This window comes from Rhizobium sp. PvP014 (assembly GCF_017876855.1).
GTDB classification, from domain to species: Bacteria; Pseudomonadota; Alphaproteobacteria; order Rhizobiales; family Rhizobiaceae; genus Neorhizobium; species Neorhizobium soli.
Genome location: NZ_JAGIOT010000002.1, coordinates 3,053,449 through 3,076,023, shown reverse-complemented (window position 1 = coordinate 3,076,023; position 22,575 = coordinate 3,053,449). Strand labels below are relative to the sequence as shown.

Below are 22,575 nucleotides of genomic sequence, written 5' to 3'. Positions count from 1 at the left end.
TAAGCCGGCTGCACGCCACGTGCAGGGACAAAACGGACGGGGACGACCGACTTGACAACAATTCGACGCTCGACACTCGCGGTTGCCATTGCTGCTTTTGCACTACTCGGCACCGCGCAGGCCAATGCTGCGCCCGGCTGCGGCCACGCATCCTGGTACGCGCTTTCTTCGAAGACCGCTTCTGGCGAGCGGATGAACGCCGCCAAGCTGACCGCCGCACATCGCTCGCTGCCCTTCGGCACCAGGGTTCTCGTGACCAACAAGCGCAACGGCAAAAGCGTCGTCGTGCGCATCAACGATCGCGGCCCATTCATTCGCGGCCGGGTGATCGACGTTTCGAAAGCCGCAGCCAAGGATATCGGCATGGTCTCTTCGGGCACTGCGCAGGTCTGCTACCAGATCGTTGCCGACACCCGCGCTTCCAGCCAGAAGATCTCCGGCAAGGGCATCAAGGACGTCGACGGCTGAGGCACCAGAGCTTTGAACGCCTGACGTGCTGCACTTGCCCTTTCGACCGTTCGCGGTTACGACCCACCCCACACGGGTTCAACCGAGACGGAGAATGACATGCGACTGGGCGGACGAGTAGCCGGAGCAATCGACGTACTGGCGGATATCGAGGCACGCAGACGCCCCGTCGCCGACGCGCTGAAGGACTGGGGCCTCGCGCACCGCTTTGCCGGATCCGGCGACCGCGCCGCAATCGGAAACATCGTCTACGACGCATTGCGCATGCGGCTCAGCCACGCATTCATCATGGATGACGATAGTGCCGTCGCACTGGCCTATGCGGTTCTCCTTCGCCAGTGGGGATATTCTCCGGAAACCCTGACTGCCGATTTTGCCGACGACCGTTTCGCGCCGCCGGTTTTGACCGAAGCGCATGTGGCAGCCTTTTCCTCCCGCAAGCTGGAAGACGCGCCGCTTCACGTCCAGGGCGACATCCCGGACTGGGTTCAACCCTCCTTCGAAGCAAATTTCGGCGACGACTGGCTTGCCGAGGCAAAGGCACTTGCCACCCGACCGACGCTTGATCTGCGCGCCAACACGCTGAAGGCGTCGCGCGACAAGGTGGTCAAGGCGCTGGACCGCGCCGGTGCCAAGCCTGCGCGCATTGCCCGCAACGGCATCCGGATCGCTGCCGGCGAAGGTGCTTCCCGGCTTCCCAATATCACCGCCGAGCTTTCCTTCCAGAAGGGCTGGTTCGAGGTGCAGGACGAGGGCTCGCAGATCGTGGCCGAGCTCGTACAGCCTGCCGAGAACCATCAGGTGCTGGACTATTGCGCCGGTGGCGGCGGCAAGACGCTGGCGATGTCGGCTGCGATGAACAACAAGGGCCAGGTTCACGCCTACGATACCGACCGCAAGCGGCTGGCGCCGATCATCGAGCGCCTGCGTCGGGCCGGCACCCGCAATGTTCAGGTTCACGACGATGCACGCCAGCTTGAAGGTCTCCGGAACAAGCTTGACGCAGTTCTGGTCGATGCGCCCTGCACCGGCACGGGAACGTGGCGCCGTCGCCCCGACACGAAATGGCGGCTGACGCAGAAGAACCTCGACGAGCGCATTGCGCAGCAGCAGGACGCACTTTCCGAAGCATCCGCTTTCGTGAAGCCGGGCGGCGCGCTTCTTTATGTGACCTGTTCGATCCTGCCGGAAGAAAACGACCAGCAGGCTGTCCGTTTCTGCGAGCAAAACCCCGAATTCTCCATTGTGCCGGCAGCCGAACAGTGGGCGAAGATTTTCGGAAGCGACGCGGCCACGCCTCGCTTGAAGGATGCAGCGACTGTCACGCTGTCACCCGCAAGTACCGATACGGACGGATTCTTTTTCTGCCGCATGCAACGCAAGGTTTGAGCGGGACTTGCATTGCGGTTTTACCCTGAAAGAATTCTAAACTAGATCATTTGACACAAGTTTAGATTTGCGCGATGAGCCTTTGAGGCAGCCTCGTTTCAAACGACGCCGCAATGGAGAGGGACATGATCCGCAAAATCGCTTTCGGCGCCGCAGTGGCGCTTCTCGCCGCATCGACGACATTAACGGCAGCGCGCGCCGACACGAAGCCGGCCGCCGTGCTCAAGCATTATTCCGAGCTGGCGCATGCCAAGTTCGAGGATTCGCTGATATCAGCGCAAAGCCTCGAAAAGGCCATCGACGGGCTGATTGCAAGCCCAAGCGAGGAAACGCTGAAGGCGGCGAAAGCAGCCTGGATCGCGGCGCGTGTTCCCTACCAGCAGACCGAAGTCTATCGCTTCGGCAATTCTGCCGTTGACGACTGGGAAGGCAAGGTCAACGCCTGGCCGCTGGATGAAGGCCTGATCGATTACGTCGACCCCTCCTATGGCACCGAAAGCGACGAGAACGCGCTCTATACGGCCAACATCATTGCCAACCCCAAGATCAAGGTGAACGGCAAGACGCTCGACACGACCAAGATCACCACGAAGACCCTTCGCAGCCTGCATGAGGCCGGCGAGATCGAGGCGAATGTGGCGACCGGGTACCATGCGATCGAGTTTCTGCTGTGGGGCCAAGATACCAATGGCACCGGGCCTGGCGCCGGTGCGCGCCCCTATACGGATTACAGCAAGACCGAATGCACCAACGGCAGTTGCGACCGTCGCGCCGCCTACCTGAAAGCTGTGACCGCATTGCTGGTTGCCGATCTGAAGGACATGGTCGTGGCGTGGGGCCCCAAGGGCAAGGCCGCCAGGACCGTCGAGGCCAATGGCAAGAAGGGACTGAGCGCCATCCTGACCGGCATGGGCTCACTCTCCTATGGCGAGCTTGCCGGCGAGCGGATGAAGCTTGGCCTGCTGCTGCACGATCCGGAAGAAGAGCATGACTGCTTCTCCGACAACACCTATGCCTCGCACCTGAACGACGCGATCGGCATCAAGTCGGCCTATACGGGAGAATATACCCGTATCGACGGCACCAAGATGACCGGCGCTTCGCTGTCAGATCTCGTCTTGGCCAAGGACAAGGCGCTGGACGACGAGATGAAGGGCAAGCTGGATGCGACGCTTGCGGCCATGAACGCGATGGCCGACCGTGCCCAGAAGGTCGAGGCCTATGACCAGATGATCGGCGAGAACAATGCCGACGGCAATGCGGTGGTCCAGAAGGCGATCGATGGGCTGATCGACCAGACCAAGACGATCGAGCGCGTCGTTGCGTCGCTCGATCTCGGCAAGGTGGATCTCGAAGGCTCCGACAGCCTGGACAATCCGGAAGCCGTATTTCAGTAAGCCGCTGAAGCGGTTGCCAAGCGATTGCGATGAAACACTTCACCTCGTTCACCCCTCCCCGAACGCGGGAGGGGCATAACCACTCCCCAGGTTGTCGCCAGCACCCGCTGGACGACGGGCTTGCTTGCGGCTGCCTTCTTCCTTCCGGGAAAAGCAGCGGATATCTGTTTCGGCTGGTTTTGCCGCTGCTTTCCGGCGCTCTGTTTCTGATCCCCATCGTCGCCACCGGTGGCGACAGCATTTTTCCGACATCGCGCACCGATCTCAACCCGAAAGACCAGAAGCGGGTGGCGAGCGTGACGCTTGCCACGACGGACTTCTCCAAGCCGGAGCAGTTCGAGCTGATGGCCGGCGGCGGGGCAACCACCAAGGCAAGCGTCAACGGGAATATCTTCTCGCATTTTTCTGCCAACATCACGTTCGAGGAAGAGCAGGAGTTCAAGCTCGGCAATGCGCTGTTCACGAAGCTCTGGGTGTCTTCTCCCTCGTCGACCCAGGCTTCCGACGGGTTGGGGCCGCTGTTTAACGCACGCGCCTGTCAGAGTTGCCACCTGAAGGATGGCCGCGGACATCCGCCCGAAGGTGCCGCCGACGCGACATCGATGTTTCTGCGGCTGGCACGCCCGGCGCGGACCGACGAAGAACGCGCGGCGATCGCCGATTATCGCAAGCTCAACTTTCCGGACGCGGTCTATGGCGAGCAGTTACAGGATCTGGCGGTCCCCGGCCTTCAGGCCGAAGGCAGACTGCAGATCGCCTATCAGGACCTGCCGGTGAAACTTGCCGATGGCGAGGTGGTTACTCTGCGCAAGCCGAGCTATTCGGTTGCTGATCTGGGGTTTGGCCCGATGGAGGGCGATGTCACGCTTTCTCCGCGCGTGGCCCCGCCGATGATCGGCATGGGCCTCATCCAGGCGATCCACGAGGCCGACCTGCTTGCAAACGCCGATCCTGACGACACCGATGGCGATGGTATTTCCGGAAAGGCCGCGCTGGTGCGCGACCACAAGAGCGGCGACCTGAAGATCGGGCGTTTCGGCTTCAAGGCGCAGAACGCCTCCATCCGCGACCAGAGCTCATCGGCTTTCGCCGGCGATATCGGCATCTCGACGCCGGACGATCCGTTCGATCACGGCGACTGCCGGAAGGCGCAAATCGACTGTCTGGCCCTGCCGACCGGTGTGCAGCCGAGGCTCGGTTCGGTGGAAGCGCCGGATCCGGTGCTGCCGCTCGTCACGTTCTATTCGGAAAACCTTGCCGTGCCTGCCCGACGCGATATCGGCGATGCCGGCGTGCTGAAGGGCAAGCAGCTGTTTTATCAGGCGGGCTGTGCGTCCTGCCACATGCCGAAATTCGTGACCCGCCGCGATGCGGGAAACAAGGCGCATGCATTCCAGCTGATCTGGCCCTATTCCGACTTCCTGCTGCACGACATGGGCGAAGGCCTTGCCGATGGCCAGCAGGTGGGCGTGGCGAACGGGCAGGAATGGCGCACCCAACCGCTCTGGGGTATCGGCTTGACACAGACCGTCAATGGGCACACGTTCTTCCTGCATGACGGGCGGGCGCGAAACCTGACCGAGGCAATTCTCTGGCATGGCGGCGAGGCGCAGAAGGCACGTGATGCCTTTGCATGGCTTTCCAAGGATGATCGCGCTTCTCTTCTCACCTTCCTGGAGTCACTCTGATGCGCATGATCTTCGCGGCCGGCCTGGCTCTGCTGCTGTCCACAACAGCGCAGGCACAGGATGCCGACAGCGTGCCGGCAGTCGAGCTTCCGGCAGCTACCGTCACGAAAGTGATGACTGCGGCGGTCAACGGCTTTATCCGGCCGGGCTATGATGCCTTCGAGACGTCTGCGCAGGATGTGGCCGACAAGAGTGCTGCGCTCTGCAAGGCGCCTTCGGTCGCAAATCTCAATGTCGTCAAGACCGCATTCCGCGCGCTCGTCGTGAGCTGGGGTTCGATCGAGATCGTTCGCACCGGTCCGATCATCGAGCAGAACCGGTTCGAGCGGATTTTGTTTTATCCTGACCGGAAGAGCACCGGGCTGAAACAGGTGCAGGCTGTGCTTGCCAAGAAGGACGAGACCGCGACGGACCCGACGACGCTTGCCTCCAAAAGTGTTGCGACGCAGGGTCTCGGGGCACTCGAATATCTGCTTTACGGCACCAAGGCCGATAGCGATCTGCTGCAGGCCGAGAATGCATTTCGCTGCCGCTATGCCGCAGCAGTCGCCCAGAACGTCGCCAATGTGGCCAAGGACGTGGCCGGCATCTGGGACGCACCGGATGGCATCGCCAAAACCTGGGAGCAGCCGGGACCTGACAACCCGGCCTTTCGCACCGGCGGCGAGGCGATAACTGCGTTGCTCGGTATTCTGGTCCATGGCGCGGAGGCCGTGCGCGACCAGCGGATCGAGACATTCTACAAGGGTGCCGGCAAGGCGACGTTTCCGAAACAGGCGCTGTTTTGGCGTTCGCAAAACACCTGGGACAGCCTGCACGGCAATCTCGACGGATTGTCAAAACTGCTCGCCACGTCGGGCATGGTCGAGCTGTTGCAGGAAAAGGACCAGCCGGTCGTCGCGGCAACGCAGGACAGATTGCAGTCCATGATCGCCACGGCCCGCACCGTGATGCCCAATATCGAATTGGCTGTCGAAAACCCCGGCGAACAGGCTAAGCTTCAATCGCTTCTCGACGGCGGCAAGGACGTGATCGCCAAGCTGAACGACGGTTATGGAGGCGCGATTGGGCTTTCCTCCGGCTTCTCGTTTGCAGACGGCGACTAGGCCATGACCTGGCGCGGCGAAACGATCGATCGACGCGGTTTCCTGAAGGCCGCCGGCGTCGCCTTTACCGCGGCGCTTCAACCGGGCTCGCTGATGGCGCTGGAACGGGCGGACGCGGTTTACGCGGCGGGTTTTCGCGCACCCGACGGGTCGTTCGGCATTGCGACCGTGTCGGAGCGCGGCGAGATCATCGACCGTGTGGCTCTGCCCGCGCGCGCGCATGGCATGGCCTTCAGTGCTACGACCGGTCGAACCGTCGCCTTTGCCAGAAGGCCGGGCACGTTCGCCATGGTGTTCGATGCGGCACGCCGGGCGGAGCCTGTCATGATCACCGCGCCGGAGGGGCGACACTTCTACGGGCACGGGCATTTTTCGCCCGACGGCACCAGGCTCTACGCGAGCGAAAACGATTTCGACGGCAATCGCGGCATGATCGGGGTCTATGATGGAAGCGACGGCTTCCGCCGCATCGGCGAATTCGATGCCCATGGTGTCGGGACCCACGATATGACCGTCTCCGACGACGGATCGATGCTGGTCATCGCCAATGGCGGTATCGAGACGCATCCGGATTTCGGCCGCACCAAGCTCAATCTCGACCGCATGGAGCCTTCGCTGGTGCTGTTGGACGCAAGATCCGGCGCGCTGATCCAGAAACACCTGATGCCGCCGACGCTATCCCAGCTCTCCACAAGGCATCTCGACATTGCCGATAGTGGCCGCATCTGGTTTGCCTGCCAGTGGGAAGGTGCGCGCAACGCATTGCCGCCGCTTGCCGGCTGGTTTTCGAAGGGCGAGGACATCGCATTCCTCGACCTGCCCGAACCGACAACGGTCCGGCTTGGCAACTATGTGGGTGCGATTGCCGTCAACCGTCGCGAGGGGCTGGTCGGCCTGACATCGCCGGTCGGCGGTGCGGCGGTGACGCTGGATGCAAGGACGGGCGAGGTGCTCAAGCAAGAGACGGTGCGGGAGGCTGCAGGCGTGGCACCGGCCGCGCACGGCATCGCGGTCTCCACCTATGACGGGCGTTTCAACGAGACCAAAAGCCGGATAGCCTGGGACCAGCACATCGTTCGCATCGGATGATCTTTCCGGCCGCTCAAACCGCTCTATCTGAGGGTACATGCGCAAACCTATTGTCTACGGTCTCTTCATCATCGCGTCGGTCGCCGTCGGCGTGATCAGCGGCGTCAGCAACATTCCCGGCGAATGGTACCAACAGCTGAACAAGCCGTTCTTCAATCCGCCGAACTGGATCTTCGGACCGGTCTGGACGGTTCTTTACGGCATGATCGGCGCAGCGCTTGCCTCTACCTGGTACGACCAGAACAACACTCGAAGGCTGGTCGTGTTTGCGGTGCAGGCCGTCCTGAACCTGCTCTGGTCTCCGGCCTTCTTCGGGATGCAGAACCCGGTTCTCGGCCTCACCATCATCGTGCCTATGCTCGCTTTCATCCTGCTGTTCATCGCCATGAGCTGGCGGCCGAACCGCACGGCCGCGCTGCTGTTCGTGCCCTATGCGCTGTGGGTCGCGTTTGCGACGATGCTCAATATTTCGATCGTCATGCTCAACTGACGAGCCGAGACCAAACCGGCTTGCCGATACCGGCCCGGCATGGCACCTTGCCTCGATCAAAGGGGCAGGCATGAGCATTCTCGAAACAGGCGATTTTCGCGAGCGTATTCGCCAGAGTTTTGACCGGCAGGGCGCGATGGCAATGCTCGATGCGGAGCTCACCCGGGTCGAGCAGGCGATGATCGAGATCGAGCTGCCCTATAGCGAAAAGCTGACCCAACAGCATGGGTTTCTGCATGCCGGCGTGATTTCGGCGGCACTCGATACGGCCTGCACATATGCCGCCTACACGACGATCGCACCTGACGCTTCGATCCTGACGATCGAGTTCAAGGTGAACCTCCTGTCGCCCGGTCGTGGGGAGCGGTTTCTGTTCCGCGGCGAAATCACCAAACCGGGGTCAACGATCATCGTCGCGGACGGGCGTGGTTATGCGATCGGTGACGGGCCGGCAAAACTCATTGCGTCCATGACCGCATCGATGATGGTCATCCGCGGCAGGCAGGATATCGTCGGATGAATTTCGAACTTAAGGCAGTTTCTGGCAGGCAAATCATGTTCGTCATGGCCGTCGATGCCGAATATGGTCCGCATCTCAAAACCCGTATCAAGCCGCTGATGACCGGCGTCGGCCCGGTGGAGGCGGCGATCGTTCTGGCGCGTGCGCTGACACTGCTGGAGGCGGAAAGCCGGTTGCCGGATCTGGTCGTCTCACTCGGGTCCGCCGGCTCGCGCAGTCTCGAGCAGACGGAAGTCTATCAGGTATCCTCCGTTGCCTATCGCGACATGGACGCCTCCCCGCTCGGTTTCGAGAAGGGACGCACACCGTTTCTCGATCACCCGGCAATCGTCCCCATGCCGCTACGCATCCCCGGCATCGCGGAAGCGTCGCTTTCGACGGGCGGCAATATCGTTTCAGGAGCAGCCTACGATCTCGTGGCCGCCGACATGGTGGACATGGAGACATTCGCCGTGCTGCGATGCTGTCAGCTTTTCGGTCTTCCGCTGATCGGCCTGCGGGGCATTTCCGACGGCAAGGCGGAGCTGAAGCATGTCGACAACTGGACGGAATATCTCCATGTCATTGACGAGAAGCTTGCCGCGGTCATCGACCGGCTTGAAAACGCCCTCGAAAGCGGCGATTTGGCGCTCTGACGCAGTTGCACAAAAGCCAGTTTTTCTCTAAAGGCTCGCCATGACCCAGACAACGCCCTTGGTAGCTCATCCCGACAGCATTCTCATCATCGATTTCGGCAGCCAGGTGACGCAGCTGATTGCGCGCCGCGTGCGCGAAGCGGGTGTGTATTGCGAGATCCACCCGTTTCAAAGTGCAGCGGACGCCTTCGACAGGATGGCGCCGAAGGGCGTGATCTTTTCCGGCGGCCCGGCATCGGTCACGACTGAGGGTAGCCCGCGCGCACCGCAGGCTGTGTTCGACAGCGGCGTTCCGATCCTCGGCATCTGCTACGGCCAGCAGACGCTGGCAACCCAGCTCGGCGGCGTCGTCGAGGGTGGCCATGCCGCGGAATTCGGCCGCGCCGACGTCGAGATCAAGAAATCCAGCCCGCTGTTTGATGGTTTCTGGGAACAGGGCGGCCGCTATCCCGTGTGGATGAGCCACGGCGACCGCGTCACGCAGTTGCCAGACGGCTTCGAAGTCATCGCCACATCCGAAAACGCGCCGTTCGCGATCGCTGCCGACGAGAGCCGTCGCTACTACACGACGATGTTCCATCCGGAAGTGGTGCACACGCCTGATGGCGCCAAGCTTCTCTCCAATTTCGTGCACAAAATCGTCGGCCTGAAATCCGACTGGACCATGGCTGCCTACAAGGCCGAGATGATCCGCAAGATCCAGGAACAGGTTGGCACCGAGCGCGTCATCTGCGGCCTGTCCGGCGGCGTTGATTCATCCGTTGCCGCTATCCTGATCCACGAAGCGATCGGCGACCAGCTGACCTGCATCTATGTCGACCATGGCCTGATGCGCCAGGGCGAGACCGAACAGGTCGTCGGCATGTTCCGCGACGCCTATAACATCCCGCTTGTTGCCGTCGATGCATCCGACCTGTTCCTGACGCAGCTGGCCGGCGTTTCCGACCCTGAGGTCAAGCGCAAGACGATCGGCCGCCTGTTCATCGAGGTTTTTGAGGCGGAAGCCGCCAAGATCGCGTCCGACGGCAAGGGCGCTCCACGCTTCCTCGCGCAGGGCACGCTCTATCCCGACGTCATCGAGAGCGTTTCGTTCTCAGGTGGCCCGTCGGTCACCATCAAGAGCCACCACAATGTTGGCGGCCTTCCTGAGCGCATGAACATGCAGTTGGTGGAGCCGCTGCGCGAACTGTTCAAGGACGAAGTCCGCGCACTCGGCCGGGAACTCGGCCTGCCGGAAAGCTTTATCGGCCGCCACCCGTTCCCTGGCCCAGGTCTTGCCATCCGCTGCCCCGGTGGGATTACCCGCGAAAAGCTCGATATCCTGCGCAAGGCGGATGCGATCTATCTCGACGAAATCCGCAAGGCCGGTCTCTACGACACGATCTGGCAGGCATTCGCTGTGCTGCTGCCGGTCCAGACCGTCGGCGTGATGGGCGACTACCGCACCTACGACTTCGTCTGTGCACTGCGCGCGGTCACCTCGGTCGACGGCATGACGGCCGACTTCTACCCCTACGACATGAACTTCCTTGGTCGTGCGGCAACCCGCATCATCAACGAAGTGCGCGGCATCAACCGCGTTGTCTACGACGTGACCAGCAAGCCGCCCGGCACGATCGAGTGGGAATAGGCCTTTAGTGACCGGCCGCATCACCCAGCGGCCTGTCACCTCCCAATCCCTTCCCGGATATCCCTATGCTCCGCAGCCTCTATGACTGGACGATGGCGCTCAGCGCCCGCAAGTCCGCAAGCGTGTGGCTTGCTATCATCGCCTTCGTCGAAAGCTCTGTCTTCCTAGTGCCGGCGGATGTGCTGTTTTTGCCTATGGCGCTCGCGAGACCCGAGCGTGCCTGGCGCTACGCGCTGATCGCCACGACGTTTTCGGTCCTCGGCGGCATTGCGGGCTGGTGGATCGGGTTTTTCGCTTTCGATGCGATCGCCGTGCCGATCCTCGAATTCTGGGGCAAGCTCGATACGTTCAACGAGCTGAAGTCCGGCATCACCTACGAGACGATCCTGCTGATGCTGGTCACTTCAGGCTTTGCGCATCTGCCGCCGATCAAGGTGGTCACGATCCTGTCCGGTGCCGTGCATGTCAACATCTGGCTGTTTATCGCGGCGGCCGTGGTGACCCGCGGTGCCCGCTTCTTTCTCCTGGCATGGCTCCTGCGTCGCCATGGCGAGAGCATCCGGCACTTCATCGAGAAGCGGCTCGGGAAGCTGGCACTGATCGGCGCCGTCGTGCTGATCGCCGTCTATTGCGCCTACAAGATGCTGATGAGCTGAGTTGGCGCGACGCCAGCTGCGGCTACGTTATCAGGCTGCTTGCGCATTCCTGGCCTAGTATCATCAATTCTGCGGGGAAGTTTGTGTCCTGAACGCCTATCGGCTTGCGAAACAAGCCATGCGTTAAGCGGGATGGTGACCTGCTCTGGCTGAAGGTCTCAGCCGGGTCATATCATCAGCGCTCGTGGTGTGGCGATGTGTTACGACACACATGTCCGGCAGGAGCTTTCCCGCCGGGCGGTCTTTGAAAGTATGATTAGCGAACCTTGCGGAAAGCCTGGGGATCGATGCCGAGGATCTCAAGGTCACGGGCGTGCGGACGACGATTGTTTTCGACAGCAGCGGATGCGGAGACGGCAGCGCCGAACAGTGCAAATGCACGACCGAATGCGCCAACGCGGTTCTTGATAGATGCAGACATTTGATCTCTCCTTGTGATGTTCCTAAAATAGGCTGCACATTGTGCCTATACAATCGACAAGCTCACAGAGGAGGCATGCGCCAATCACATGGCACGGACCTCACGGCATCCATGCCTTGCCTAAACCGAGCTGTGGTTGCTATCGATCGTCATCAATGGAAGAGGTTCTCATGGCGATCACCATCTATGGCATCAAGAACTGCGACACGATGAAGAAGGCCCGCGCCTGGCTGGATGAGAAGGGCGTTGCCTACACCTTCCACGACTACAAGGCGCTCGGTATCGACCCCGACCATCTTAACGACTGGACGGGGCGCGCCGGGTGGGAACAGGTGCTAAACCGCGCAGGCACCACGTTCAAGAAACTCCCCGAGACCGACAAGCTGGATCTCGACCGGGAAAAGGCGATCGCGCTGATGGCGGCTCAGCCGTCGATGATCAAGCGGCCGATACTGGAAGCGGATGGAAAATTGGTCGTCGGCTTCAAACCGGAAAACTACGCCGCGACATTCACCGAGACCTGAATTTCATGTCCAAGGCGACCCGCGCAACCGAAGTCCTCGAGAAGGCTGGCGTGAGCTTCACGACGGTCGCTTATGACTATGATCCCAACGCCGAACGCATCGGGCTTCAGGCAGCCGAGGCGATCGGCGAAAATCCTTGCCGTGTCCTGAAGACGTTGATGGCGGAGGTGGACGGCAAGGCGGTCTGCGTTGTCATCCCGTCCGATAGGGAAGTCTCGATGAAGAAGCTTGCGGCGGCCTTCGGCGGCAAGTCTGCGGCCATGATGAAGCCGGCCGATGCGGAACGGATAACCGGTTATCGTGTCGGCGGCATCAGCCCGTTCGGACAGAGGAAGCTCGTCCCGACGGCCATCGAAGCGACTGCTCTCGAAGAGGTCCATGTTTTCATCAATGGTGGCCAGCGAGGGCTTCAGGTTCGTCTTGCCCCAAAAGACGCACAATCGGCATTGAAAGCGATAGCGGCGGCCCTTGTTGCGTGAAGCGAGGGGACTATGATCGTGACCGATCGACTTCAAATTCACCTCAGTTACCCTAAGTCGTGTCAGCAGATATTCCAAGAACAGAGGCCATTATGACAATCGTGCCGAATTTCCAGACCGCCATCGATCCGCAGAAACTCGAAAAGCTTGCCGAAGTGGCGGTCAAGGTTGGCCTTGGGCTGGAGAAGGGCCAGGATCTCGTCATCACAGCGCCGATTGCGGCCTTGCCGCTGGTGCGGTTCCTGACCCGCCACGCCTATAAGGCCGGTGCCGGTCTTGTTACCACGTTCTATTCCGACGAAGAGACGACGCTTGCGCGCTACGAATTCGCGCCCGATGCGAGTTTCGACAAGGCCTCGGACTGGCTCTACGAGGGCATGGCGAAGGCTTACGCCAATGGCGCCGCGCGGCTGGCGATCTCCGGTGACAACCCGATGATGCTCTCCGAACAGGATCCTACCAAGGTGGCGCGGGCCAACAAGGCCAATTCGATGGCCTATAAGCCGGCGCTTGAAAAGATCGCCAATTTCGACATCAACTGGAACATCATTTCCTATCCCAACCCGGCATGGGCGCGGCAGGTGTTCCCGGACGTGGCCGAAGAGGTGGCGGTGCGCAAGCTTGCCGATGCGATCTTCGCCGCCTCCCGCGTCGATCTGGCAGACCCGGTCGCTGCCTGGGCATCGCACAATGCGAACCTCAAGAAGCGCTCCACTTGGCTGAACGGCGAGCGTTTTTCAGCGCTTCATTTCACCGGACCCGGCACGGACCTGACGGTTGGCCTGGCTGATGGCCATGAATGGCATGGCGGGGCGTCCGTCGCGAAAAACGGCATCACCTGCAATCCGAACATTCCGACCGAGGAAGTGTTCACCACCCCCCACGCGCTGAAGGTGGAAGGCTATGTTTCCAGCACCAAGCCGCTGTCGCATCAGGGCACGTTGATCGACGACATCAGAGTGAAGTTCGAAGGCGGCCGGATCGTTGAGGCAAACGCTGCCAAGGGCGGAGAAGTGCTGAGCCGGGTTCTCGATACGGATGCGGGCGCCCGCCGGCTGGGCGAAGTAGCACTGGTGCCGCATTCATCGCCGATTTCGGCAAGCGGCATCCTGTTTTACAACACGCTGTTTGACGAAAACGCGTCGTGCCACATCGCGCTCGGCCAGTGCTACTCGAAATGCTTCCTCGATGGAGCTTCACTGACGCCGGAGCAGATCAGGACGCAAGGCGGAAATTCAAGCCTCATCCACATCGACTGGATGATCGGATCCGACAAGGTGGATATCGACGGCATCAGGGCCGATGGTTCCAAAGTGCCCGTCATGCGCGCCGGCGAATGGGCCTGACGCACGAGACGCGAGGCCCGGATTTGCCGGGCCTTTGCCACTATCAACGGTAATAGACGACCTTGCCGCCATTGGCAGCGGTTTCCACCGACAGGACGTTGTGGATGGCAATGCCGCGGGCTTCGAGCGAGCGCATCAGGCTGCCGTCGGCACTGACTTCCGCCTGGGCACGGCGCATGATCAGTTCGTTGCCGGAACCCGACCACTCGGAATACCCGTCCTTGCGGCTGGTGAGCGAGCCGGACTGGATCGCGATGACGTTATCGTCATAAGCCTTGCCGAAGATGATCTCCGATGCCCTCGTCTGTCCGGCCAGTGCCGGAGTGCCGAAAGCTGCCGCCGAGAGGATCAGCAACGAGGTCGCGAATGCTTTTTTCATGGCCATGGTCTCCGTTTGCAACTGCCGAGGAAACGCGGCTTGCAACGCCGTGTTCCAGAGAGGTCTCTTCGTGGAGAAGATAGGAAGTCTTGGCGGGGATTTGAATGGGTTGCCGCCCAAGGGTTAGAACAGCGTGCCCTGCTTGGCAGGCTGGTCGGCACCTTCCGGTTTCGGCAGCTTCTTTTTCGGCTGAGATGGCCGTGCGGAGGGCGACGGATAGTCAACGGGTGCCTCGCCGCCCGTGACGGCCGAGATACGACCGTCAGCGAATTCCACGGAAATCGCCCGGCCCTCGCCGATGCCAGCGGCCCGTGTCAGGGGGTGGTTGTTCTCATCTCGAATGACCGCAAAACCGCGTTGCAGGACGTTCTTGTAGGAGAGCGACTGCAGGACGCGATCCTGCGCCGAGATGGCCGAACGGCTGCGCGCGAGCGTGTGCGACATAGCGGTATCGGCATGGCGCCCGAACGATACGAGATGTTGACGCTCGCGCTGGATCTGGCCGAGCAGCCGCGCGGGCAGAGATTTCAGCGACGCTTCGAAACGCGACAGACGCCCGCGTTCGCTCAACGCTCTTCTCTCCAGGCAACGATCGGCCCGTAGCAGCCGGTCGTTCAAAGCCTGGCGTTGTTGCTGGAGCCTGCCCGTCAGGAGATCGAGGCGCAGACCGGACGAGACACGCTCGAACGCGCGGCGCTTGACGACCGTCGTGCGCTCCAGCCCGCGGCCGAGGCCAGCCGCGGCTTCATCGAACCGTCGGCGCGGAAGTGCCAGCAGCTGGTCGAGCGACGGAAGCGCGCGGACGAGCGCCCGCAGCGACTGTTTGCGGTGGTCCATCTGGCGCGCTGCACAGCCCCGCAGCCGAGCGGCCAGGCTGGCGAGCTGCGCATCGAGATCCGCCTTCACGGGAACAGCCATTTCGGCGGCGCCTGTCGGCGTCGGTGCGCGAACATCGGCGGCGTGATCGAGGAGCGTCCAGTCGGTCTCGTGGCCCACGGCCGAGATCAGCGGTATCCGGCTTTCGGCTGCAGCGCGCACGACGATCTCGTCGTTGAAGCTCCAGAGATCTTCCAGACTGCCGCCACCGCGGCCGACGATCAGCACATCTGGTCTTCGGATGGCGTCACCTGGCCCGAGCGCGTTGAACCCGCGGATGGCAGCGGCGACTTCCTCGCCGGACCCCTCGCCCTGAACCTTGACGGGCCATAGGACCACATGGACGGGAAAGCGATCGGAAATGCGGTGCAGGATATCGCGGATGACGGCGCCGGTTGGCGAGGTCACCACGCCGATGACACGCGGCAGATAAGGCAGGGGCTGCTTGCGGTCCTGATCGAACAGGCCTTCGGCACCGAGCTTGCGGCGGCGCTCCTCAAGCAGCGCCATGAGCGCGCCGGCGCCTGCCGGCTCGAGGTTTTCGATGACGATCTGATATTTCGACGAGCCTGGAAATGTGGTGATCTTGCCGGTCGCGATCACTTCCATGCCTTCTTCCGGCCGGAACCGCAGGCGCGAGAAGGTGCCCTTCCAGATGACCGCATCAATGCGCGAGCGGTCGTCCTTCAGCGAGAAATAGGCATGACCGGAAGAGTGCGGACCGCGATAACCGGAAATCTCTCCCCTCACCCGCACATGATCGAACGCATTCTCCATCGTGCGCTTGATCGAGCCGGAAAGCTCCGACACGGAAAATTCGGTGAGGTTCGTCGGCGATTCTTGGGCGGTAGTGCTCGTCATGCCCTTTGTTCTAACCGAAGGCTGCGCCGATTTCATCCGTCTTTCCGGATCATCCGACGCTTAATCTCGCCCTAGTCTCTCACGACCCGGTAGATCATGAACCCATCCAGCGGACCGGTGGCCACAGGCTGCAGGTATGGCGGGACGTCACTCCGGGCGAGCGCGGCATAGAGGCCGTCAGGTTTCATCGCGATCAGCCGCTCGGTCTGCGGATCGCTCTTGCAGAAGGTGAGAGCAGTCACTCCGGCACCATCGATAAAGGCCTTGGATTCGGCCGGTTGCGCGAGGCCGATATGCAGTTCGGTCAGCATGCCGCCCTGATTGCGGTGATAGGGCGCGGACAATGCACGATGTCGCGTGAAGCGAATGATCTCCGCGCCGCTGTTGGATGGAGACGCGACGACGCCGACCGGCAGCGTGTTCAGCGCCGCCCATGCCTGCGGCCCGCCGCATTCGCCTTCTTCACCTGCGTTATCGGTGGAGAGGATATTGAGGTCGACGGAGCCGACGCCCTCTTTGATGAGAATGCCGGCCACGCCCCAGACGACCGGGACGGAAGCAAGGACCGTGACGATATAGGCTGCAGCAAGGGATGGATTGTTGCGGTCCGCATTGGCACGGACGCGGATATCGGCAATCAGCAGGGACAGCGGCAGGATGCTGAGAAGGTTGGAGAAGATCGTTCCGCGAACCTGAATGGCAGCAACGGCGAAGGAAACGAGGAGCAGAACGAGAAGCACGACGTGGGTTTCGACCTTGCTGCGGCACGCGATGCGGGCAAGGCAGACGAGGATGGCGAAAAGGCCCACGGCATAGAAGCCGCCGACGAGTTCGGGCGTGTCGCGCATTTCAGCCACGATCGAGCGTGCCTCGGATACGCCGTTCAGCCAGAGTTCGACAAGCAGCGGATCAAGGTTTGCCAGCGGATTGCCGAGGCATTCCGGCGCAATTGCGCGGGCTGCGGCAAGAAGGGCGACGCCGGCGACCGCCAGCATGGCGAAACGCAGCAACCGTTTATCGGGCAAGGGCAGGCTTGCCAGAATGAACAGGCCGGCGCCACCGATTGCCGTCAGCGAATAAAAGCCGAAGGAAAGATTATCGCAGGTGACGACCGCATAGCGATAGGGTGGCACGGTCGCGAAAAAGGCGGCGGAGATCGCAAGCGTGAGGCAGAGGCCGAAGGCCCTGGCGGCCCCGGCGAACGACCTGCCGTGCCAGGCCCATTGCAGCACGACGCAGATGCAGGCGGCCGCGACGAAAGGGACCGTTTCGGCACCGACGGCGATCGCCAGCGCCGCCGCAATGCCGGCGACGGCATAGCTTGACCGGCGATACTGCGGATCGACCAGCATGGCAGTGACCCACATGGCGAGCGCCAGCTGGAAATTGTGGTGATCGAGCGCGCCCGGCTGAAATTTGATGTTGGTGAAGACGAAGATCGCGCCGATGCCGAGCGCCAGATGCAGGGTGACCACGCCGCCGATGCGGCGGCCGGCAAGACCGAGCGGAAGGAATAGCAGGAGGGAGACGAGAAGCGGCCAGACCGTCGCCGCGACACTTTCGGCCAGCGGCATCGCCATGAACAGCGAGAGGGATTTGATCGTTGCTGCAATCGGCAGATCGACCAGCCGCGACCAGTGCATGAGCGTGCCATCGGCAAGGCCGAGCCGGTACTGCATCATGTCGAACCAGCCCTGACCGCCGAGGAGATCGCGCACTTCGACCAGCCGCATGATGTCATCATTGTCGGCGCCGATGAGATCGGTCGCGGTGGGCAGCTTGATGACCATTGCCATGATCGAGACTGCGAGCCAGTAGAGCATCACCACGGGCGCAAGCCTCGACGATATCGCACCGCGCCCGCTAACGACCTGCATGTCTTCCCCGCCTCCGACCTTGATTTCCGGGGCTTTCGCATTTTCGCCCCGAAATATTCCAGCCCGAAACCTAGCCTTAACCTTCCCAAGAAATAGTAAAGCGGTGAAGCGGCGTGTGCCGTCTGCGGTCTTCTTTGTATCGAGTGAAAACCATGACCGATGCCCTGACGGGTGATCTGAAGATCGCCGTTCTTCTGCCCTGCTACAACGAAGCATCGACGATCGAAGCGGTGGTAAATGGCTTCCGGCAGGCCCTGCCGGATGCGCACATCTACGTCTACGACAACAATTCGACCGACGGCACCGCGCTGAAAGCAATGCTGGCCGGCGCCGAGGTGATGCGCGAACGGCGCCAGGGCAAAGGCCATGTGGTGCGCCGCATGTTTGCCGATATCGACGCCGACATCTATCTGATGGCGGATGGTGACGGCACCTATTCCCCGAAAGACGCGGAAGAGCTGATCCGCACCCTGTTGACCGAGCGCGCCGATATGGTTGTCGGCACCCGTCGGGGCGTTCATGCGGATGCGGGGCGCCAGGGCCACGCGACCGGAAACCGGCTGTTCAACATTCTCTACCGGACGATCTTCGGACGCGACTTTACCGATATCTTTTCCGGCTACCGCGCCTTCTCGCGTCGCTTCGTCAAAAGCTTTCCGGCGGTATCAGGCGGGTTCGAGATCGAGACGGAAATGTCGGTGCATGCGTCCCGTCTGAAACTGCCGATATGCGAGATCGAGCTGGATTACGGACGGCGTCCGGAAGGATCGCATTCCAAGCTTTCGACCTTCCGCGATGGCGCGAAGATCCTCTGGATGTTTGCGATGCTGATGAAGGAAACCCGGCCCTTCGCCTTCTTCGGCGTGATCAGCTCTGCCATCATGGCAACCAGCCTCGCCTTCATGGCACCGGTGCTGGTCGAGTATTTCGAGACGGGCCTGGTCGAGCGGATGCCGACCTGGGTCTTCTCGCTGGTGCTGATGCTGATCTCGTTTCTGGTGTTCACGGCCGGGCTCATCCTCGATTCCCTATCGCGGGCACGGTCCGAGCAGTTGCGCATCCACTATATGAGCATGCCGGCTGGCTTGATCGCCACGGCGCCTGCCGTGGCCCCGGTCCAACAACCGAAGCGCCGCCGGAGCCGTGCTGCATGAACAGGGAAACTACCAACCGCATCCGCTTCGTCATTGAGGATCTGCTGCCGCCAATCCTGCGCGACTCGAGGCTTTTTCTCTGGCTCGCCAAGCGCGTCTGGGGCGAGCATATGTCCCATCTCGCCCGGTTCCGGGAACGCGCGCCGTTCCTGACCGCCGAGGAATATGCCGAGCTTTACCGCAACCATCCGCGCGTGCATGCGGGAACCGACAATTCCGCCGCCTGCATCCGACGGATCAACGCCATGGTCGAGGGCACAAGCGTTTGCGATGTGGGTTGCGGCACGGGATCGCTGCTTACCCATATGCGCGCCGCCCATCCGGATCTGCGCCGCCTGGTCGGCGTCGATTTCGTCGTCGACGATGCGGCCGACATCAAGGGTGTCGAGTATGTGGCCGCGAAGATCGAGAGCCTGCCTTTCGCCGACGGCGAGTTCGACACGGTCGTGTGCACGCACGTGATCGAGCACGTCCTCGACTACAAGCAGGCGATTACCGAACTGCGACGCATCGCGAAAAAGCGGTTGATCATTGTCGTCCCGCGCGAGCGGGAATACCGCTACACGTTCAACCCGCATTTCAACTTCTTCCCCTATACCTACGCTTTCCTGCGCGCCGTCCATCCGGTGCCGACGGTCTATGTGTGCGAGGATATCGGCCGCGACATCTTCTACAGCGAAGAGCGGTTAGGCTGAGGAATTCGTCTCATGTTCGCGTCGCTCACCCCCGTCACCTGGATCGGCCTTCTCGGCACGCCACTGCTGATCGCCATGGGCCAGGTTCTGTTCAAGATGACCAGCAATACGGCCGGGGATTTTTCGTTGCGCGGACTTACGGCGCTTGCCGCCAACCCGATCCTGATCGCGGCACTGGCGCTTTACGGCTTCGGCACGATCGTCTGGATCTACGTCCTCAAATCCGTGCCTCTGACGATCGCCTATTCCTTCATGGGGCTGACCTTCTGCTTCGTGCCGCTGCTGGCGCATGTCGTCTTCGGCGAACCGCTGACCCTGCGTTACGGGCTGGGAGCCGGCCTGATCTTTGCCGGCCTCCTGGCGATCAACGGCTGAGGCCGGGCATGCGCACCGGAATCCGCCTCACCCTCCTGCTGCTGGTGCTGATCCTTGCCGATGGAGCGCTGCTGCTGGCCTTGACAAGGGCAGTCGACATGGGAGCGTTTGCGGCACGCCTTCTCTCGCTCGGGCTAGGGATTGCCGGGACGATCTTTTTGAACCGGCTCCTTCCGGCGCCGGTTGCTCTTGCACAGCGGCCTGGCCTTCAACCTTTGTTGGCCGTCGTCGCTCTGCTCAGCTACGGGATCTTCGCAGCGTTGACGATCCGAGCGCAACAGGTCCAACCGCTGGCGCATTTTGGCGCGTCCTGGCTGGGAGCGGTGGCGTTCCTCATCGCCGGACTTTGGCGCATTCGCCGGTGGCGGGAAGAAGACTAGACCGTCTCCCAGCCGTCGGTTTCACCGGCGCGGTAGATCGCGTCGATGAAGCGCTGGTTGAGAAGCGAGTTCTCGAGCGTCACGATGTCTGCCGCCTCGCCCATGGCTGCCTTCGCGAAAGCTTCTGCCTGGCGGCGATACTGGCGGCTGTCGGGGAAGCGGAAGATCTGCGAGACGTTGTGCTTCTGGTTGGTGAGTTCGATCTCTTCGGCGCCCCAGCGGTCGGCATTGAAGGGAGACTTGACCTCGATCGTGCCCTCCGTGCCGTGGAAGACCATGAGCTGGCGGCTCGCCATCTGGGTAGAGATGTAGAAGCTCATTTCGAATGTCTCGAAGGCTGCCTTGACGCTTGCATAGATATCCGTGCCGAAATCCGGGTCGCGCTCCACCTTGGCCTGGACTCGAACCGGTTCTTTACCGGTGACAAAGCGGGTCGCGATCGTCGGATAGACGCCGATATCCGGCAGCGCGCCGCCGCCGAGTTCCGGGATGTTGCGCATGTTGTCAGGATCGCGGTTGAAATAGCTGAAGGCGCCCTGGACATGCTTGAGGTCGCCGATCGCGCCCTCCTTCAGAAGGTCGCGCACTTTGTGCCAGACGGGCGCATAGGTGACCATGAAGGCTTCGGAAATCAGGACGCTGTTGTCATCCCTTGCCGCGATCAGTCGCTCGATCTCGCTCGCCTTCAGTGCGATCGGCTTTTCGCAGAGAACATGCTTGCCGGCCTCGGCCGCCTTGATCGACCATTCCACATGCTGGCTGGTCGGCAGTGGGATATAGACGGCATCGATCGTGTCCGACGCCAGCATCTCGTCATAGGAACCGAACGCATGCGGCACGCCGAACCGGTCCGCAAATGCGCGCGCCTTGGCAATGTCACGGCTGGCAACGGCGCTGACCACGCAGTTTTCGGCGTCTAGCAGTGCGGGAACGACAGCGTCCCGTCCGATTTTCGCCGTCGACAGGATTCCAAAACGCAACATAGCAGTGCCTCCACACATTCACAGACAGTCATTGGGAGGCTAACCTAGGGCCGCTTGGTCGGGCGGGCAACTGTCGTTGTCGGCAGTGCTGAAACCTTGTGCCCGCTTGTCGGTTTGACAGTCGATCCAATCAGCCTAGTTTCATCCTTCAGCACTCATCGCTTCCCCACGTCATCTATCTGGAGACCATCATGGACATGCGCTTGCTCGGCCGTACCGGACTTTCCATCTCGCCCGTCGTTTTCGGCGGCAACGTGTTCGGCTGGACCGCGGACGAAAAGACTTCTTTCGAGATGCTGGACGCGTTCTTCGAGGCCGGCTTCAACACGATCGACACGGCCGATGTCTATTCGGCATGGGCACCGGGCCATCAGGGTGGCGAGAGCGAGACCGTGATCGGAAACTGGCTGAAGCGCGGCACGGTGGCCCGCGACAAGGCTGTCATCGTCACGAAATTCGGTTATCCCACCATGGGCGACGACAAGAAGCTGAAGGCGAAGTGGGTGGTGGAAGCCGTCGAGAAATCCCTGCAGCGGTTGCAGACCGACTATATCGACCTCTACCTTTCGCATTTTCCCGATGACGACACGCCGCATGAGGAGACGCTTGGCGCGCTTGCGAAGCTGAAGGATGCGGGCAAAGTGCGTTCGATCGGCTGCTCTAACTTCAGTGCCGAACAGTTGCAGGCTTCGCTCGACGCTGCGGACAAAAACGGCCTACCCCGTTACGACGTGCTGCAGCCGGAATACAATCTCTACACCCGCAACAAATTCGAAGGCCCGCTTGCGGACCTCTGCATCGCCGAAGACATCGGCGTCATCAGCTACTACGCGCTGGCGGCTGGCTTCCTGACGGGCAAGTATCGCAAGGCTGAAGATGCCGAAGGCAAGACGCGCGGCAACCGCATGCCCGACTATATCAACGACCGGGGCCTGAAGGGGCTTGCAGCACTCGACCAGGTGGCTGCGGAAACCGGCGAAAGCCTAGCCGCGATTTCGATCGCCTGGGTTGCCGCACGGCCGGGCATTACTGCGCCGATCGCCAGCGCCACCAGCCTGAAGCAGCTTGAGGCGATCCTTGCGGCCGGCAGGCTCACGCTTACCGACGCTCAGATGACGCTGCTCAACGAGGCCGGCGCCTGATCGATCCTTCCGTAA

At 61.6% G+C, this 22,575-nt stretch carries 24 protein-coding genes; 19 read left to right on the top strand and 5 right to left on the bottom strand.

What is annotated here, in order from left to right; genetic code table 11:
* Positions 1-51 precede the first annotated feature (51 nt).
* The 11 genes from J3A65_RS19425 to J3A65_RS19375 all read left to right on the top strand — a co-directional run bounded on the left by J3A65_RS19425 (position 52) and on the right by J3A65_RS19375 (position 11,068).
* Entirely contained in the window at positions 52-468 is a 417-nt protein-coding gene (locus J3A65_RS19425) for a septal ring lytic transglycosylase RlpA family protein (RefSeq protein WP_062454067.1), read from the top strand.
* A gap of 99 nt (positions 469-567) precedes the next feature.
* Complete coding sequence (locus J3A65_RS19420) at positions 568-1,857, top strand: RsmB/NOP family class I SAM-dependent RNA methyltransferase (protein ID WP_209902908.1); 1,290 nt, start codon at positions 568-570, stop codon at positions 1,855-1,857.
* Positions 1,858-1,982: 125 nt separating this feature from the next.
* The gene (locus tag J3A65_RS19415; RefSeq protein ID WP_209902906.1) at positions 1,983-3,254 is read left to right on the top strand and encodes an imelysin family protein; all 1,272 of its coding nucleotides are present in this window, start codon (positions 1,983-1,985) and stop codon (positions 3,252-3,254) included.
* A gap of 29 nt (positions 3,255-3,283) precedes the next feature.
* Complete coding sequence (locus J3A65_RS19410) at positions 3,284-4,942, top strand: di-heme oxidoredictase family protein (protein WP_209902904.1); 1,659 nt, start codon at positions 3,284-3,286, stop codon at positions 4,940-4,942.
* On the top strand, positions 4,942-6,048 hold the full coding sequence (locus J3A65_RS19405) for an imelysin family protein (RefSeq protein ID WP_209902902.1): 1,107 nt from the start codon (positions 4,942-4,944) through the stop codon (positions 6,046-6,048). Before J3A65_RS19410 ends, J3A65_RS19405 begins: the two co-directional genes overlap by 1 nt.
* A gap of 3 nt (positions 6,049-6,051) precedes the next feature.
* Positions 6,052-7,137 carry a DUF1513 domain-containing protein gene (locus J3A65_RS19400; RefSeq protein WP_209902900.1) on the top strand — a complete coding sequence of 362 codons (1,086 nt, stop codon included), beginning with the start codon at positions 6,052-6,054 and terminating at the stop codon, positions 7,135-7,137.
* Positions 7,138-7,174: 37 nt separating this feature from the next.
* Complete coding sequence (locus J3A65_RS19395; RefSeq protein WP_062454072.1) at positions 7,175-7,627, top strand: TspO/MBR family protein; 453 nt, start codon at positions 7,175-7,177, stop codon at positions 7,625-7,627.
* A gap of 70 nt (positions 7,628-7,697) precedes the next feature.
* On the top strand, positions 7,698-8,147 hold the full coding sequence (locus tag J3A65_RS19390; protein WP_092663828.1) for a PaaI family thioesterase: 450 nt from the start codon (positions 7,698-7,700) through the stop codon (positions 8,145-8,147).
* Entirely contained in the window at positions 8,144-8,782 is a 639-nt protein-coding gene (locus J3A65_RS19385) for a 5'-methylthioadenosine/S-adenosylhomocysteine nucleosidase (protein WP_209902898.1), read from the top strand. Before J3A65_RS19390 ends, J3A65_RS19385 begins: the two co-directional genes overlap by 4 nt.
* A 40-nt stretch (positions 8,783-8,822) precedes the next feature.
* Positions 8,823-10,412, top strand: coding sequence for a glutamine-hydrolyzing GMP synthase (guaA, locus tag J3A65_RS19380; RefSeq protein WP_062454075.1), 1,590 nt, complete (start codon positions 8,823-8,825; stop codon positions 10,410-10,412).
* 65 nt (positions 10,413-10,477) lie between these two features.
* Positions 10,478-11,068, top strand: a complete 591-nt coding sequence (locus J3A65_RS19375; RefSeq protein WP_209902896.1) for a YqaA family protein — start codon at positions 10,478-10,480, stop codon at positions 11,066-11,068.
* A 256-nt stretch (positions 11,069-11,324) separates the two neighbouring features.
* On the opposite strand, the gene J3A65_RS19370 is transcribed toward J3A65_RS19375, so the two are convergent.
* Positions 11,325-11,489 (bottom strand): hypothetical protein, encoded by a 165-nt coding sequence (locus tag J3A65_RS19370; RefSeq protein ID WP_092663836.1) that lies wholly within the window; start codon positions 11,487-11,489, stop codon positions 11,325-11,327.
* A gap of 170 nt (positions 11,490-11,659) precedes the next feature.
* Here J3A65_RS19370 and J3A65_RS19365 point away from each other — a divergent pair, with 170 nt between their 5' ends.
* The 3 genes from J3A65_RS19365 (at position 11,660) to J3A65_RS19355 (ending at position 13,838) form a co-directional block, all read left to right on the top strand.
* On the top strand, positions 11,660-12,013 hold the full coding sequence (locus tag J3A65_RS19365; RefSeq protein ID WP_209902893.1) for an ArsC family reductase: 354 nt from the start codon (positions 11,660-11,662) through the stop codon (positions 12,011-12,013).
* A 5-nt stretch (positions 12,014-12,018) separates the two neighbouring features.
* Positions 12,019-12,492, top strand: coding sequence for a Cys-tRNA(Pro) deacylase (gene ybaK, locus J3A65_RS19360; RefSeq protein WP_209902891.1), 474 nt, complete (start codon positions 12,019-12,021; stop codon positions 12,490-12,492).
* Between the two features lie 92 nt (positions 12,493-12,584).
* On the top strand, positions 12,585-13,838 hold the full coding sequence (locus J3A65_RS19355; RefSeq protein ID WP_209902889.1) for an aminopeptidase: 1,254 nt from the start codon (positions 12,585-12,587) through the stop codon (positions 13,836-13,838).
* A 43-nt stretch (positions 13,839-13,881) separates the two neighbouring features.
* On the opposite strand, the gene J3A65_RS19350 is transcribed toward J3A65_RS19355, so the two are convergent.
* The 3 genes from J3A65_RS19350 to J3A65_RS19340 form a co-directional block, all read right to left on the bottom strand.
* Positions 13,882-14,217 (bottom strand): hypothetical protein, encoded by a 336-nt coding sequence (locus tag J3A65_RS19350; protein ID WP_062578748.1) that lies wholly within the window; start codon positions 14,215-14,217, stop codon positions 13,882-13,884.
* Between the two features lie 123 nt (positions 14,218-14,340).
* Positions 14,341-15,954, bottom strand: a complete 1,614-nt coding sequence (gene xseA / locus J3A65_RS19345; protein ID WP_209902886.1) for an exodeoxyribonuclease VII large subunit — start codon at positions 15,952-15,954, stop codon at positions 14,341-14,343.
* Between the two features lie 71 nt (positions 15,955-16,025).
* Positions 16,026-17,831, bottom strand: a complete 1,806-nt coding sequence (locus J3A65_RS19340; RefSeq protein WP_209902884.1) for a hypothetical protein — start codon at positions 17,829-17,831, stop codon at positions 16,026-16,028.
* Between the two features lie 152 nt (positions 17,832-17,983).
* Here J3A65_RS19340 and J3A65_RS19335 point away from each other — a divergent pair, with 152 nt between their 5' ends.
* From J3A65_RS19335 to J3A65_RS19320, 4 genes are read left to right on the top strand one after another with little or no spacing between them, the layout of a single operon-like run.
* Positions 17,984-18,985 (top strand): glycosyltransferase, encoded by a 1,002-nt coding sequence (locus tag J3A65_RS19335; RefSeq protein WP_209902882.1) that lies wholly within the window; start codon positions 17,984-17,986, stop codon positions 18,983-18,985.
* Positions 18,982-19,680, top strand: coding sequence for a class I SAM-dependent methyltransferase (locus tag J3A65_RS19330; RefSeq protein ID WP_209902880.1), 699 nt, complete (start codon positions 18,982-18,984; stop codon positions 19,678-19,680). The genes J3A65_RS19335 and J3A65_RS19330 overlap by 4 nt, the downstream gene beginning before the upstream one ends.
* A 12-nt stretch (positions 19,681-19,692) precedes the next feature.
* On the top strand, positions 19,693-20,055 hold the full coding sequence (locus J3A65_RS19325; protein ID WP_174195466.1) for a transporter: 363 nt from the start codon (positions 19,693-19,695) through the stop codon (positions 20,053-20,055).
* Between the two features lie 8 nt (positions 20,056-20,063).
* The gene (locus J3A65_RS19320) at positions 20,064-20,435 is read left to right on the top strand and encodes a hypothetical protein (protein ID WP_209902878.1); all 372 of its coding nucleotides are present in this window, start codon (positions 20,064-20,066) and stop codon (positions 20,433-20,435) included.
* On the opposite strand, the gene J3A65_RS19315 is transcribed toward J3A65_RS19320, so the two are convergent.
* On the bottom strand, positions 20,432-21,418 hold the full coding sequence (locus tag J3A65_RS19315; RefSeq protein WP_174195464.1) for a Gfo/Idh/MocA family oxidoreductase: 987 nt from the start codon (positions 21,416-21,418) through the stop codon (positions 20,432-20,434). The genes J3A65_RS19320 and J3A65_RS19315 overlap by 4 nt on opposite strands.
* Before the next feature lie 191 nt (positions 21,419-21,609).
* Here J3A65_RS19315 and J3A65_RS19310 point away from each other — a divergent pair, with 191 nt between their 5' ends.
* Positions 21,610-22,560: an aldo/keto reductase gene (locus J3A65_RS19310; protein ID WP_209902876.1), complete on the top strand. Its 951-nt coding sequence runs from the start codon at positions 21,610-21,612 to the stop codon at positions 22,558-22,560.
* The last annotated feature ends 15 nt before the right edge of the window (positions 22,561-22,575 follow it).

What these genes read in the sequence shown, in the direction of transcription:
- J3A65_RS19420 (WP_209902908.1), top strand. Translation starts at nt 568, where the DNA reads ATGCGACTGGGCGGACGAGTAGCCGGAGCAATCGACGTACTGGCGGAT.
- J3A65_RS19415 (WP_209902906.1), top strand. Translation starts at nt 1,983, where the DNA reads ATGATCCGCAAAATCGCTTTCGGCGCCGCAGTGGCGCTTCTCGCCGCA.
- J3A65_RS19410 (WP_209902904.1), top strand. Translation starts at nt 3,284, where the DNA reads ATGAAACACTTCACCTCGTTCACCCCTCCCCGAACGCGGGAGGGGCAT.
- J3A65_RS19405 (WP_209902902.1), top strand. Translation starts at nt 4,942, where the DNA reads ATGCGCATGATCTTCGCGGCCGGCCTGGCTCTGCTGCTGTCCACAACA.
- J3A65_RS19400 (WP_209902900.1), top strand. Translation starts at nt 6,052, where the DNA reads ATGACCTGGCGCGGCGAAACGATCGATCGACGCGGTTTCCTGAAGGCC.
- J3A65_RS19395 (WP_062454072.1), top strand. Translation starts at nt 7,175, where the DNA reads ATGCGCAAACCTATTGTCTACGGTCTCTTCATCATCGCGTCGGTCGCC.
- J3A65_RS19390 (WP_092663828.1), top strand. Translation starts at nt 7,698, where the DNA reads ATGAGCATTCTCGAAACAGGCGATTTTCGCGAGCGTATTCGCCAGAGT.
- J3A65_RS19385 (WP_209902898.1), top strand. Translation starts at nt 8,144, where the DNA reads ATGAATTTCGAACTTAAGGCAGTTTCTGGCAGGCAAATCATGTTCGTC.
- guaA (WP_062454075.1), top strand. Translation starts at nt 8,823, where the DNA reads ATGACCCAGACAACGCCCTTGGTAGCTCATCCCGACAGCATTCTCATC.
- J3A65_RS19375 (WP_209902896.1), top strand. Translation starts at nt 10,478, where the DNA reads ATGCTCCGCAGCCTCTATGACTGGACGATGGCGCTCAGCGCCCGCAAG.
- J3A65_RS19370 (WP_092663836.1), bottom strand. Translation starts at nt 11,489, where the DNA reads ATGTCTGCATCTATCAAGAACCGCGTTGGCGCATTCGGTCGTGCATTT.
- J3A65_RS19365 (WP_209902893.1), top strand. Translation starts at nt 11,660, where the DNA reads ATGGCGATCACCATCTATGGCATCAAGAACTGCGACACGATGAAGAAG.
- ybaK (WP_209902891.1), top strand. Translation starts at nt 12,019, where the DNA reads ATGTCCAAGGCGACCCGCGCAACCGAAGTCCTCGAGAAGGCTGGCGTG.
- J3A65_RS19355 (WP_209902889.1), top strand. Translation starts at nt 12,585, where the DNA reads ATGACAATCGTGCCGAATTTCCAGACCGCCATCGATCCGCAGAAACTC.
- J3A65_RS19350 (WP_062578748.1), bottom strand. Translation starts at nt 14,217, where the DNA reads ATGAAAAAAGCATTCGCGACCTCGTTGCTGATCCTCTCGGCGGCAGCT.
- xseA (WP_209902886.1), bottom strand. Translation starts at nt 15,954, where the DNA reads ATGACGAGCACTACCGCCCAAGAATCGCCGACGAACCTCACCGAATTT.
- J3A65_RS19340 (WP_209902884.1), bottom strand. Translation starts at nt 17,831, where the DNA reads ATGCAGGTCGTTAGCGGGCGCGGTGCGATATCGTCGAGGCTTGCGCCC.
- J3A65_RS19335 (WP_209902882.1), top strand. Translation starts at nt 17,984, where the DNA reads ATGACCGATGCCCTGACGGGTGATCTGAAGATCGCCGTTCTTCTGCCC.
- J3A65_RS19330 (WP_209902880.1), top strand. Translation starts at nt 18,982, where the DNA reads ATGAACAGGGAAACTACCAACCGCATCCGCTTCGTCATTGAGGATCTG.
- J3A65_RS19325 (WP_174195466.1), top strand. Translation starts at nt 19,693, where the DNA reads ATGTTCGCGTCGCTCACCCCCGTCACCTGGATCGGCCTTCTCGGCACG.
- J3A65_RS19320 (WP_209902878.1), top strand. Translation starts at nt 20,064, where the DNA reads ATGCGCACCGGAATCCGCCTCACCCTCCTGCTGCTGGTGCTGATCCTT.
- J3A65_RS19315 (WP_174195464.1), bottom strand. Translation starts at nt 21,418, where the DNA reads ATGTTGCGTTTTGGAATCCTGTCGACGGCGAAAATCGGACGGGACGCT.
- J3A65_RS19310 (WP_209902876.1), top strand. Translation starts at nt 21,610, where the DNA reads ATGGACATGCGCTTGCTCGGCCGTACCGGACTTTCCATCTCGCCCGTC.